Origin of the sequence: Streptomyces sp. V4I23 (genome assembly GCF_030817975.1) — a bacterium.
Taxonomy (GTDB): domain Bacteria; phylum Actinomycetota; class Actinomycetes; order Streptomycetales; family Streptomycetaceae; genus Streptomyces.
Genome location: NZ_JAUSZW010000004.1, coordinates 7974961 through 7987538 on the forward strand (window position 1 = coordinate 7974961; position 12578 = coordinate 7987538).

Genomic DNA, 12578 nt, shown 5'->3' on the forward strand with positions numbered 1-12578 from the left:
CTCGGGGTCGCTCAGGAGGTGAACAGATGGGTGGCGGCGGGGGCGTAGGTGCCGAGGGCGATCTCGGCGAGACGCTTGCGATTGATGTCGGTGGTCCCGGAGGGGGCCTGCGTCATGAGGGCGTCCTGCAGCAGCTGGACTGCGCCGATGGCCGGGTCGCTGCCGCGTGCCCCCATCAGCCCCGTGGCTGCGACGGCCGACCGGACGGCGGCATCGCTGGCCAGGAGCTTGCCGATGATCAGGCCCACGTCGTGTTCCCTGTCCGCGTCCAGCATGGCCGCGGCATGGTAAAGGGTCAGCCGGGCGGTGTACGCGGCGGTGTAGATGTCGGCGATGCGGTATTGGACGCTATGCAGGTCGGCAATCGCATTGCCGTACAGGGTGCGGGATGTGGCGTGGGAGCAGGCCCGCTCGAGCACAGCGGCGGTGATGCCGAGTGCGACGGCCCCGATATTGGGCTTGCCATGCCGGGTGACGACCGCGTGCGCCATGGCAAGGCCCTGGTCGGGGGCTCCGATCAGGTTCTCGGAGGGGATCCAGCAGTCCTCGAAGACGACCTCGCCGAGGCTGAAGCCCGTAAGTCCGGCCAGGTCGTGCTCGACTCCCACGGAGCAGCCGGGGCGGTCGGCCTCGACGAGGAACGCGCTGAGGGCTCGGGAGTTTCGCTTCGGTCTTGTTCGGGCGATGACTCCGTGCAGGGTGGCGATGTGCGAGTTACCGATGAACCACTTGCGGCCGTTCAGCAGCCAGCCGTCATCGGACCGGCGCGCGGTGGTCCTCATGCCCAGCAGGTGGGAGCCCGACTCGGGTTCTGTCATACAGATGGTCATCACGTCTGTGCCGGTGGCCAGGGACGGCAGCCAGCGGGTGCGCTGTGCTGTGTCGCCGAACTCCAGCAGCAAGCCGGTACCGAGCGAGGCAGCCGACAGAGAGGCGCCGAACGCCGGGTTCAGCCGGGCGGCTTCCTCGATCGCCACGACGCGGGCCAGGGCTCCCAGCCCTCGACCTCCCCAGCGGTTCGCGTAGCCAGCACCCGTCCAGCCGAGCTCTTCCAGGAGCGTCTTGGGGTCGTTCATGGGCTTGTCAGGGCTGATACCAAGCACTTCGAGGTCGGAACGGAACTGCTTGCGCAGCAGCTCCGCCCGGGACCAGAAGTCGTCGGACATGGATACTTCCCATCCTCAATCGATTTCGGTCTTCTGGAAGACTCGCTCGTCACGCATGCCGGAGTCGGGACGCACGATGCTCGACTCGTCGGACGACGAATCACCCTGCACCACCGGGCACACCGTCAGCATCCGTAGAACTACTCAATGGGTCCCGGTCTGCATGAGACGAAGCCTCAGGACACCAAAGGGGCCGCCGGCAACCGGCTCGAGTACCGCTCCTTGCCCCTCGGCACAGGCGGAGCCCAGCCGGTTTCCGCGTGGACTTCCGTTCCGGTCGGTTCGCAGGCATCACCCCTTTGGTGCCGGCGGCCTGCGGCGTCCTCGGTTGTTGTGTGCCGGTCACGGCACACAAGGTGCTCGCCGTGCGTCCCGGCGCGGACCCGGGGTAGCCGCGTACGGTGATTCGAGCGAGCACGTCCATACCGTCGGCCGTCCCACAGTCCCGCTGCCCGGCGAACTCGGCGCGAGATGATGAACCGGCTGCAAGAGCAGTTGACCGGCTCGCCGACCCGGCCGCGTCCAGCTTCAGCGGCAGGACTTGGTGCTGCTCATCGAATGCCTCGGCTTGGCTCCGGGGCCCGCAGCAACTCTCCGGCAGGTCATGCCCGAGCCAGCCTGTCCCGTGTCAAGTTTTTGGCTCAGTGATCTCGGTTTGAAAGTTGGGGATGCAGGCTCGGGTCGTTGTAGACCTCGATCGGCCGGTGGCCGGACAGGGTCTCGTGGGGTCGGATGTGGTTGAACACATGCCGGTAGTGCTCGGCCTCGCGGGCGAGCATGGTGAGGTCCTCGATCTCCAGGCGGTAGAGGTGCTCGTACTTCAGCGAGCCGAAGGCGCGCTCGCGTACGCCGTTCTGGCCGGGGCTCTTGGCCTGGGTGCGGATGTGCAGCAAGTCGGGGCGGGTAGCGATGAAGCGGGCGAACGCGGCGCCCTTGAAGGCTCCGCCATTGTCGGTGACCAGCTTGATGCGCCGGTTTTTGCCGGTGTCGGGATCGGCGGGCAGCAGCTCGGCCAGCGGACGTCCGCCGAGACGTTCGGCCTCCGCGATCGCGAGCTTCACCGCCTCGATCGCGTCGGCGCCGGTGCACGAGGGGCTGATGTGCCAGCCGTGCTCGTACTTGGTGAAGTAGTCCGTCACCCCGGCCAGCCGCCAGATCCCGCCTCCGGACGTCTCGTATTCGGAGAAGTCCAGTTGCCATACTTCGTTCGGGCTCGTCGGCGGCTGGGCGAAGGCGGCCTTGCGGGCCTTGGCCGGCTCGCGGCGTATGCCCTGGTAGTCGACCGGCTGGAGTAAATCCCTTCTGCGCAGAGCCGGTTCGATGGAGGATGCAGACACGTCGTGGCCGTCGGCTCGCATCATCCAGTGGATCTTGCGGTGGCCCCAGGCCGGCCAGTCCGCGGCGTACTTCGCGGCGATCGGCTCGAGCTGGTCGACCACTGGCGCCGGCCACGGGCCCTTGACCACACTCTGGCCACGGCGGGCGCGGGCCTGCCAGCGGGTGTAGGTGCGGCGCGGGATGCCGGCAAGCTCGCAGAACCTCGAGGTCGGCATCGCCGCTTCGGTGCGGATCACCTCGAGGTCCTCGAAGGGGCCAGGCGGCCCTCAGCGGACTTCTTCCACACCCGCAGCTCGACATGGGCCTCACCAAGCGCGGCCTTGAGGTCCTCGATCTGCTCCTCGAGCATCGCCTCCCGGCTGGAGGCCTGCTTCGATGTTCCGGCCGTGAGGCCAGCCTTCCAGGACTCCAGGAACTGCTCCCGCCACTTGGCCACCGACGTCTGCGACGTCTTGTTCCGGCGGGCCGCCTCAGCGACGGTCATCTCACCAGCCAGGACCGACAGCACGATCCGTATCTTGTCCTCCACCGGGAACTGCGGCGGACGGCTCATCAGGCTCTCCTTCAGCTCGTCAGGGCTCAACAAACCCCTGTGCCAGAAAGCCTGACGCGCGACAAGCCGAGCCTCTTGGGCGGTCTCAGTCGCCTCCGTACACCAGCCGACGTCGCGACGTTCCTCGCTTCCGACTCCACTCAAACCAAGGTCGAAAAGACGAGTACTCCAGCTGTAGGTCGTGATCTTGCTGGTCGGGGTCGGTGCGGGAACGTGTACGGCCACCGTTGATCATCGGTGTGTGATGACAGAAGATCAGGCGGTGGCCGCAGGTCACAGCATAGGTTCTGCCCGGTGGCAGGGCATGTTCGAGGCCCTGATGGGCCGCATCGCGGGGCGCTTTGCGCGGGTGGAATCGCGGCGCCGGGCACGGCAGTTGATCCTCGGGTTGATGTCGGATCTGCCGCGCAAGAACTGCTGGACGCTTGCCGAGCACGCCGGACTCGCGTCCGCGGACGGTCTGCAGCACCTGTTGTCCCGGGCCAAGTGGGACGCCGACGCGGTCCGCGACGACCTCCGCGGTTTCGTCGTCGAGCACCTGCGGGACGACGACGCGGTGCTGGTCGTCGAGGAGACCGGCGACCTGAAGAAGGGCACGCACACAGTCGGTGTCCAGCGCCAGTACACCGGCACCGCCGGACGCATCGAAAACAGCCAGGTCGCCGTCTACCTCGCCTACTCCACCCCACTTGGGCACGCGGCGATCGACCGGGAACTGTATGTCCCCCGCTCCTGGATCCAGGACCTGGCCCGCTGCCAGGCCGCCGGGATTCCTGACACCGTGGGCTTCGCCACGAAGCCCCAACTCGCCGCACGCATGATCGGCCGCGCACTGGATGCCGGAGTTACCGTCTCCTGGGTGGCAGGCGACGAGGTCTACGGGGGCAACCCGCACCTGCGGACCGCGTTGGAGCAATGGCAGCTCGGCTACGTCCTCGCGGTTGCCTGCGACCACCAGATCACCACCCGTGCGGGCACGTTCCGCGCCGATGCCCTGGTCAAGAAGCTTCCGAAGCGGGCCTGGCAGAAGCTGTCCGCGGGAGCTGGAGCCAAAGGCCACCGCTTTTACGACTGGGCCCTGGCCGACATCGCCGACGACCGTCCCGGTCACCGCCATCTGCTTGTCCGACGCAACCGGAGTACCGGTGAACTCGCCTTCTACCGCTGCTACTCAGCGAACCGAGTGCCGCTGTCCACCCTGGTGTGAGTGGCCGGCCGCAGATGGACGGTCGAGGAGACCTTCCAGTCCGGCAAGGGCCTGGCCGGACTGGACGAACACCAGGTCAGACGCTGGACCTCCTGGCACCGTTGGGTCACCCTCGCGTTGCTCGCCCACGCCTTCCTCGCCGCAGCCGCGGCCGCCGAACGTGCTCAGGACCCAGCCCCCGACGACCTGATCCCGCTGACCTGCAACGAGATCCAGCACCTGTTCACGACACTCGTTGTCCGGCCTGTCCTCGACTCGGCACACCGGCTGCACTGGTCGGTCTGGCGCCGTCGCCACCAAACCCGCGCCCGCGCAAGCCACTACTACCGCCAAGTGGCCCTCCAACCATGAAGAACGTGCATCCACCAGGCAAGGAAGAATATTCACATGATCACTTGTCACCTGCGCTACGAGATCGACCCCAGCCAGACTGCCGCGTTCGAGACGTACGTGACGGGGTGGATCCCGATCGTCACTCGCTTCGGCGGCACGCACCACGGCTGCTTCCTGCCGCACGAAGGAGCCAACGACATCGCCTACGCCCTGTTCTCCTTCCCCAGCCTGGCTGCCTACGAGGACTACCGTGCTGCCATCCGGCAGGATCCTGAGGCTCAGCAGCTCTGGCAGCTGAGCACGGAGACCCGCTGCATCCGCCGCTTCGACCGGACCTTCCTGCGCCCGGCAGTGCAACCGTCAGGCGGCGTTGAGACCGCATAACCCGCTCGCAGACAGGTGTCCCTGACCGTCACTGCTCGGCAGGGACACTCGGGCTCGCTGGCGCGGTCTCTTCCACGCCACTCCACGTCCATGAAGATCACGATCTACAGCTGGAGTATTAGCCGCCGGTGAGGGCCACAAAACGCTCTACCGCGGTCCGCGCCTGGCTATGGATGTCCTCTGTGGTGGGGGGGCGCTCGCCCAGCAGCACCCGGATCTGGAGGTCGCGGACCACCAGACCGAAGAAGAGCTGGAATGCCTCCTCCGGTTCGTTGATGCGCAGCAGGCCCTCGCTGGCCAGCTGGCCGAGGAACGCCGCGACCAGAGGTCCGGTGGTGTACCGGCCGTGCCGCAGCAGGAGTTTGGCCAATTCCGGCGAGGTCATGGCTGCCCGGTTGAGCGCGACAGAGACGTCGCTGACGAGCAGCGTCAAAAGGTTCCGGGCGATGGCGGTGAGGGTGGCGCGGGGGTCGGCCGGCCGGTCGATCGCCGTCGTGACTGCGGCGTTCACCTGCTCGGCCTGTCGCTCGATCAGCGCGGCGAGCAGCTCTTGGCGGCTGCCGAACCAGGCGTACAGGCTCTCCTTGGACGACCCTGCGCGGGTTGCCACCGCCTGCATCGTCATGCCCGTGATGCCGTGCTCGAGGAGTTCAGCGAGCGCGGCATCCAGCGCGGCCTGACGTCTTGTCGTCTGCTCACCCAAGCGGGGGCGGCCTCGGCGAGAGCGCGCGGCTGCCGTCATGGGCACCTCCAGGTGTTCCAGTTATTCGAACCGGCCGGTACGATTTAAAGCGAACTCATCAGTTCGATTCTATTCAGTTCCGGAGGTTCTCGTGGTCCAGCTCCTCTTCCCACCGTCTTCCGCGGACTCACTGGCCACGGCTGCCCAACGCGCCCGGGGCTGGGCGCTGGCGTCGGCCGCCTTGGCTATGGGGCTCATCGCGGGCTTCTTCTACGCGTACGCCTGCTCGGTCATGACCGGACTGGCCCGCGTCGATGACCGCACGTTCATCGACTCCATGCAGTGGATCAACGCCACCGTGCGGAACCTGTGGTTCGCCCCCAGCTTCTTCGGGGCACTCGCGCTGACCGCCCTCGCTGGCCTCCTGCACCTGCCGCGCGACGGGCGGCAGGTGCAGGTGTGGATCGTCGCCGCCTTCGCCTTGTACGCCACGGCCTTCGGCATCACCATGGGAATCAACGTCCCTCTCAACGAGGACCTGGCCGCAGCCGGTGATTCGGCGGCCCTCAGCGACCCCGCCGCGGTCCGCAACGCCTACGAGGACCGCTGGGTTCTCTGGAGCACCGTCCGCACCGTCGCCTCGACCATCGCACTCGGCTGCCTGCTCCGTGCCTTGGTCCTGCACGGCAGGTGTTTCACACGGTCACGTTTCGAAGCCACCCTGACGCCCTGACAGAAGCGGCCCGCTGCCCGCACGACACGATGTCGACACTGAATGCGAGCTCGGGGACGCCTTCGTGGAGAGCGCGTTGGGACAAGGTCTTCGAATCCGACTCCGTGTTCCGCTGGAACCGCCGGACACGGGGGCCAGTGGGGTGCGCGGGCCACAGTTCGCCCACCTCAACACGGTCAGCGTTACGCGCGACCTTGACGCCATCCGGGTTGCACTCGGCGAAGAGGAGATCCGGGGCCGGAGAGTTTCCAACCCTATTGGTCAGGGCCCGAGGAAGGTGCCCCTGACCTGAACCGACTGCATGCCCGGCCCTGCCAGGGCCTGGTGAGCACGCCGTTGCCAGTCCGGCCCGCAATCGTGGCCCGGACCGGGGTCCACCAGGCAGGCCTTCACCGCACTTCACCGCCGGCAAGTACGCGCTCCGAAGTCCGCTACCGTACCTGACCTTCGCCCTGGCCCCCATCCGAGGTTTCCCCTGCAGGAGGGAATCGGCTCTGCCGTGCATCCGTATCGACTGGCTGCCTGGAAGGAGCAGTGACCAAAGCGTGAACTCGCGGAGGCCCTTACCGCAGGGATCGGCCGGATCGGACACCGCGGAATAGTCAGCATCATCTTCCACGGGGGTTGAAGCCCTTCACCTTCCACGCGCAGGCGGGCGACTCCGGTCTGGCTGCGCCGCGTTGAACTCCACCTGGTTCAAGCGCCGTTGCCAGGTGGACCCCGGTCTCGGCCGCTTTCACCCCCCGGTAGCGGCCGAGACCGCCTTGTCAGAGGCGGCTGCACGGATGCCTCGGACTGGGGGGCCTGGGTGCGGCAGGCGTAGCCGAGTCCGAATAGTGGCGGAAGTTTTTGGGCTGTGTTCTCCTTCGTCCCAGCGTTGCTGCAGGGTGGAAGGACGGCGGAGAGCCCGGCGCACACCTCGTGCCAGGTGCGGGACCGGGCGTACCTTGCCCACGGTGCGGCGGTCCAGTCCGAGTTCACGGCTGCGGAGCTGACGGGGCGGTCGGCATCAGTCAGTGCGTGCACGGCCTCGAACAGCCGCAACCGTCTTCATTCTCTGTCGACAGGAGCACCACGGGCGTCCCGCAGTACAAGAGGCGGCCGCCGATTCGTCATTGCACAGCCAGCTCTGCTCGACCGACACGCTGACTCCACCATGGCACTAGCCATCCGGCGTCGGACCCCTCACGCCTGCCGGTGCGGTGTCCCTCGGTGCTCGTGCACCCAGACGGCCACCTGCAGACGGGAGCTGAAACCCAGTTTGGACAGCAGGCGCTCGACGTGGTTCTCGGCTGTGCGCTGGGCGATCACGAGTGTGGCGGCTATCTCCTTGTTGGTCATGCCCGCAGCAATCAGACCCGCGACCTGCCGCTCTCGCCGGGTCAGCGGAACTCGACCGCTCGTGGACCGCTCTGCGGCATGTGCGGCGACGTGGCCTTCCTCCAGAATGAAGGCGAAGGCTGCCTCAGGCGTGGACGCCGCGCCGCGGCGGAACGCCTGGTCGAGCATCTTGGCGGGCAGAGCGGCCTCCACTTCCTTCTCGCACCGCTGGTGCGGCTCGGCCATGAACGGCGCGGCAAGGAAAGCCCCTCCGATGGTCTCCCATAGGGAGTGGAGGATCCCGAGCAGTTGGGCCGCGCGCTCGAACCGGCCGGCAGCAGCCGCGCTCCATGCCAGCAGCTCCGTGCACAAGGCGATACCCCATCTGTCATTGAGAGGCAGCATGAGCCCGATCGCCTGGCGCGCCAGCGCCTCAGAGGTGTACCGCTCCCCTTTCTGCCACCAGGCAAGGCCCTGCGCGAACAGGGCGTCCGCCCTGATCCAGGACTCCCCATGCGCGGCGGTGACGGTCTCGCATTCCCGGCACAGATCCAGCGCCCGGTCCGGATCGCCCAGGAGGCAGACGATGACGGCCTGCTTGAACAGGCACTCGGTAGCTCCTGCAAGATCACCCAGGTCACGGTGGAGTGCCGCGGACTCCTCGAAGAGCGCCGCTGCGCGCGGCAGTTCCCCCGAAAAGGCCGCCGCCAGCCCGAGGTGATGCTGTGCCCAGGCCAGGGCCGAGGCATCCCCAAGGCGCTCGGCCGACTCCCGGTACTCCTCCAGTGCGGGCATCGCCTCCTTGACGGAGCCCTGCATGACCAACAAGAACCCGTAGCTGCCCAGTGCCGCGACGCGCGCAGCGCTGTTCCTGGCCCCGTCACCGCCGCGAGTGTTCTCGGCGTCCTTCACTGCGAGGAGCCGGGCCAGCCAGCGACATCCCTCATGCAGCGAGCCGGTGATCCAGTAATGGCGGGGAGTCACCGCGAGAGCCATGCCGGCCTCCGCCTGCCCGGGCGTGGCCAGGCAGTAGTCCAGGGCCGCGCGCAGGTTCGCGTGTTCCTGGCGCAGGCGCGTGAGCCAGGCGACCTGATTCGGCCCGAACCACTCGGCCTGTGCCCGAGCCCTCAAATCCAGGCAGTGATCGCGGTGCCGGCGGCGCAGGGCAGCGGCATCGGCCAGCCATTCGTGGCCGTATTCACGGACTGTCTCCAGCATCCGGAAGCGGGCGCGCCCGCCCTGTTCGCTCCGGATGAGGATGGACTTCTCCACCAGGCCGTGCACCAGATCGACTATGTCCCGCCGGGGCAGGCCGTCGCCCGCGCAGACCGCCTCCACGGCCTGGAGGTCGCATTCCCCGGCGAAGACCGACATCCGGGCCCACAGCAGGCGCTCCTGCTCCGTGCACAGTGTGTAACTCCACTCCATCAGCTCCCGCAGGGTCTGCTGCCGCGGCAGCGCCGTCCGGCAGCCGCGGTTCAGCAGCGAGAAGCGGTCTTCCAACCGGTCGAGGATCTCCTGCACGGTGAGGGTCTGCAGCCGGGCCGCTGCCAGCTCGATCGCCAGCGGCAGCCCGTCCAGACGGTGTACCAGCTGCCCCACCGCCGCCGCGTTGTCCGCCGTGACCGCGAACCCCGGGACGACGGCGGCCGCCCGCCGTCCGAACAAGGTGACGGCTTGGTACTGCTGCAGATCCTCCAAAGAGAGGTCCAGGTCCGGGGCGGGCGTCGTCAGTGGCGGAACCGGGAAGACCTGTTCACCGGTCACACCGAGGACATGCCGACTGGTGGCCAGAATGCGTAGCCCGGGGGAGGAGCGCAGGAGCGCACCGACGGTCTGAGCGCAGGCCTCGACCAGATGCTCGCAGTTGTCCAGCACCACCAGCAGACGGCGGCGGCTAACATGGTCGGCCACCACTTCGATGGCGGTGCGGCTGGACTGATTCTGCAACCCGAGGGCGGCGGCCACGCTCTGGACCACGAGTCCTGGATCACACACGCTGGCCAGCTCCACGACGAACACGCCGTCGGGAAAGGCCCGCGCCACCGCCGTCGCCACACGCAGCGCCAAACGCGTCTTGCCGACGCCCCCGACCCCTGTCAGCGTCACCAGACGGGACTGCGAGAACAGCCGCCTCACCTCAGCGACCTCGGCCCTCCGGCCGACGAAGTCGGAGAGATCAGCGAAGACTCCGGTCGCACCGGCCGGTACCGCGTTCGCGCCCATGCGACCCAACATACGACAGCTTTGAAGGATTGTTCAACAAGTCATTGGATCTCTCGAGTGGGCGGTCACGCTCGCAGGGCCTCGGTGAAGCTGGGATGGCGCCCGGGTCGCTCACGTGAGGGCATCTTGTAGAATTGTTGAACACGTTGTACGGTCGGGTCCGACTCTCATCCACGACAGATATCTCCCATCGGCAGATTCGGTACGGCTTGGCCGGACCGCCATGCCTCGATCGACATGAAATGGGAGCGCTGGTGACGCTTCTGCTCAAACTGTTGCTGGCGCCGGCGCTCGTCGTCGGCTCCTCGCTGGCTGGCCGACGGTGGGGGTCGCAGGTTACGGGCATGCTGGTGGCGTTGCCTGTCGTGGCGAGCCCGATTCTGCTGATCTCGTCCATCGAGCAAGGAGCGCACTTCGGGGCGCGCGCGGCGTCGGCGTCCCTGCTTGGCCTGATTAGCCTGGCCCTGTTTCCGATCATGTTCGCCTGGTCGTCACGCCGGTACGGCTGGGTCCGTTCGCTGACGATCGCCTGGGCCGTGTGTCTCGCCGTCGACCTCGGCCTCGCCCAGCTCACGGTGCCGCCGTGGGCGGGTCTGATCCTGGCTCTGACGGCGGCCCGCGTCGCGGCGCGGACGCTGTCCGCGCCGACGACCGGTACCGGCGAGGACTCCGAACGCCTGCGTGGTGGGCCTGCCTGGCCATGGTGGGACCTTCCCGCGCGGGCCGTCGCCACGGCGGTGCTCGTGCTGGCAGTGACGGGCGCGGCAGCGACCGTTGGACCGGCGCTGACCGGGGTGTTGGCCCCGTCCCCGGTCGCGACGAGTGTGGTCGCCGGCTTCGCCCTGGCTCAGCGGGGCTCCGATGAAGCGATCCGGCTGCTGCGGGGAGTTCCGGTTGGCCTCCTCGGGTTTTCGGTGTTCTGCTTCCTGGTGGCAACCCTGGTCCGTCCCGTCGGTGTCGGTTACGCCTTCGGCATCGCGATGATCGCCACGCCCGCTGTGCAGTGGGCATGGCTCACCATGTCTGCCCGGGTAGCCAGCCATCGACGTCAGTAGTTGTGCCACAACCTGCGCCGGATCTTTCGCCACGCCGGAACCGCCAGGTCGGCCACCACCACCGGCCGACACAGTCCCTGACCCGACGACTTTGCCGGGGCCCTGATCACGCTCGACCCGCAACAGCAGCCGCAACCCCGGGCAGTTGGCAGTTCTCTTCAGTATCGGATCGCGTTCATGCCCCAGACTCCTTGGACCTCCGGCCCCACGTCCGGCCGAAGGAGAACGGCAACCCCTGACTGCAACTCCCGGGCCATCGGCGCCACCTGCTGCTCACCGTCCGCAACGCCATAGCCGTCCCGCACGGGGGGCCACGCCGAACGCCAGAAAAGGCATCGGCTCTTCGTGCACAGACTGAGATGCCGTCACAGCAGACCGAGCCAGTTCTGAGTGGGCGCCGGGGGGATCCTGGTCGTGGAGTACACCACTGCGCGTTACCCGGGCGGAGCTTCACCTATAATGTCGGCCGCGCCCTGGGGCTGTCTTCCCGCCGCCGTCGGCTTCTGATCCACGGAGCCCTCGGCTACGGCCTGGTCCTCCTCGCCCCCCGAAACTTGCGGCACCCAACTCACCTGAACCACAGCAGCAAACATCGAGCCGCGTCGTCACCGAACCTGCCCGGTGCAGCGATGGCGCCCTCGGGGGCGACAAGCCATGTGGGGAGCGCGTTCCTCGCCGGACGGCACGACACCGAATGTGAGGTCTCACGTCAGTGACCACGGATCGCTCTCACGGCCACATATCATACGAGAATTCCAACGTGACAGCCTCGACGTATATTGATGACATCGATCGCCGGTTACTTCGGCGGCTTTCCAAAGACGCCCGCGCTTCATATGTGCAGCTTGCTGCGGAGTTGAACCTTTCCGCCAGTGCGATAAAGCGCCGCATGGATAGGCTTCAGAGCCGGCGTATCATCCGCGACTTCACCGTTGTCACGGATCCCGGCATCTTCGGGGATGACGTCGAGGCGTTCGTCGGAATTCAGTTTCAGGATTGCACTCCCGTGGGGGACGTTCTGTTCCGGCTTCGACAGTTCCCCGAGGTCGTGGGCGCCTGGACGATAGCAGGCGAATACGATGTACTGGTCCACGTCCAGGCAGCCGACACGCGTCACCTCGAGGCCGTCCTCACAGACATTCGGAAGCAGCCAGGGGTGCGCCGCACGCACAGCTTTGTTGCCTTCTCCCGCCTCATCGGCTGATGTGCTGCTCATCGGAAGGAACGGCAGACTCCCTCTCAGAGGCAGAAAAACTGACGCGGCTTTCCTCTCTGCGCCCATGGTGACTTCCACCATGCCGCCCACTTCGGACGCGAGGATTTCGACAATTCTCATCCCACGCCCGCCTGTCATATCCCGCGACAGGCGGTGCGGCTTCCGTGGAAGTCGAGGGTCACGGTCACGGACCGCGATGGCCTGCTCGCCGTTGTCGACGGTGAGCGTCGGCGAGGCCGCGGGGCCCGCTACTCGACCGAGTGGCCGGCCGGTGCACGGGCGGGCCGACCCCCGGGGCCGAGGGCTCATTGAGGCGGATCTGCCCACTGCCGTGCACCGGGAACGTGGATCCCGGCTGCGTTATC

Annotated in this window: 9 protein-coding genes and 1 pseudogene; 5 read left to right on the top strand and 5 right to left on the bottom strand. The window is 67.3% G+C overall.

Features of this window, described 5'->3' with window-relative positions; translation table 11 throughout:
• Positions 1–11: 11 nt before the first annotated feature.
• From QFZ82_RS38910 to QFZ82_RS38920, 3 genes are all read right to left on the bottom strand, one after another.
• Entirely contained in the window at positions 12–1166 is a 1155-nt protein-coding gene (locus QFZ82_RS38910; protein WP_307717577.1) for an acyl-CoA dehydrogenase family protein, read from the bottom strand.
• A gap of 641 nt (positions 1167–1807) precedes the next feature.
• On the bottom strand, positions 1808–2740 hold the full coding sequence (locus QFZ82_RS38915; RefSeq protein WP_307717578.1) for an integrase core domain-containing protein: 933 nt from the start codon (positions 2738–2740) through the stop codon (positions 1808–1810).
• Complete coding sequence (locus tag QFZ82_RS38920) at positions 2737–3057, bottom strand: transposase (protein WP_307717579.1); 321 nt, start codon at positions 3055–3057, stop codon at positions 2737–2739. The genes QFZ82_RS38915 and QFZ82_RS38920 overlap by 4 nt, the downstream gene beginning before the upstream one ends.
• A gap of 319 nt (positions 3058–3376) precedes the next feature.
• On the opposite strand from QFZ82_RS38920, the pseudogene QFZ82_RS38925 reads away from it, so the two are divergent.
• Positions 3377–4615 (top strand): annotated as a pseudogene (locus QFZ82_RS38925) (IS701 family transposase).
• Positions 4616–4651: 36 nt separating this feature from the next.
• Entirely contained in the window at positions 4652–4981 is a 330-nt protein-coding gene (locus QFZ82_RS38930) for an NIPSNAP family protein (protein ID WP_307717580.1), read from the top strand.
• A gap of 118 nt (positions 4982–5099) precedes the next feature.
• On the opposite strand, the gene QFZ82_RS38935 is transcribed toward QFZ82_RS38930, so the two are convergent.
• Positions 5100–5684, bottom strand: a complete 585-nt coding sequence (locus QFZ82_RS38935; RefSeq protein ID WP_307717581.1) for a TetR/AcrR family transcriptional regulator — start codon at positions 5682–5684, stop codon at positions 5100–5102.
• 130 nt (positions 5685–5814) lie between these two features.
• Between QFZ82_RS38935 and QFZ82_RS38940 the strand changes: the two genes are divergently transcribed.
• On the top strand, positions 5815–6396 hold the full coding sequence (locus QFZ82_RS38940) for a DUF1772 domain-containing protein (RefSeq protein WP_307717582.1): 582 nt from the start codon (positions 5815–5817) through the stop codon (positions 6394–6396).
• Between the two features lie 1185 nt (positions 6397–7581).
• Here the strand turns inward: QFZ82_RS38940 and QFZ82_RS38945 are convergent.
• The gene (locus tag QFZ82_RS38945) at positions 7582–9942 is read right to left on the bottom strand and encodes a LuxR C-terminal-related transcriptional regulator (RefSeq protein WP_307717583.1); all 2361 of its coding nucleotides are present in this window, start codon (positions 9940–9942) and stop codon (positions 7582–7584) included.
• A 254-nt stretch (positions 9943–10196) separates the two neighbouring features.
• Here QFZ82_RS38945 and QFZ82_RS38950 point away from each other — a divergent pair, with 254 nt between their 5' ends.
• Together QFZ82_RS38950 and QFZ82_RS38955 are read left to right on the top strand one after the other, a co-directional pair.
• Positions 10197–10997 (top strand): hypothetical protein, encoded by an 801-nt coding sequence (locus QFZ82_RS38950; protein ID WP_307717584.1) that lies wholly within the window; start codon positions 10197–10199, stop codon positions 10995–10997.
• Positions 10998–11835: 838 nt separating this feature from the next.
• Positions 11836–12201: an Lrp/AsnC family transcriptional regulator gene (locus QFZ82_RS38955; RefSeq protein WP_307717979.1), complete on the top strand. Its 366-nt coding sequence runs from the start codon at positions 11836–11838 to the stop codon at positions 12199–12201.
• Positions 12202–12578: the final 377 nt, after the last annotated feature.

Excerpts from the sequence above, each read along its gene's own strand:
- QFZ82_RS38910 (WP_307717577.1), bottom strand. The coding sequence starts at position 1,166 with ATGTCCGACGACTTCTGGTCCCGGGCGGAGCTGCTGCGCAAGCAGTTC.
- QFZ82_RS38920 (WP_307717579.1), bottom strand. The coding sequence starts at position 3,057 with ATGAGCCGTCCGCCGCAGTTCCCGGTGGAGGACAAGATACGGATCGTG.
- QFZ82_RS38930 (WP_307717580.1), top strand. The coding sequence starts at position 4,652 with ATGATCACTTGTCACCTGCGCTACGAGATCGACCCCAGCCAGACTGCC.
- QFZ82_RS38945 (WP_307717583.1), bottom strand. The coding sequence starts at position 9,942 with ATGGGCGCGAACGCGGTACCGGCCGGTGCGACCGGAGTCTTCGCTGAT.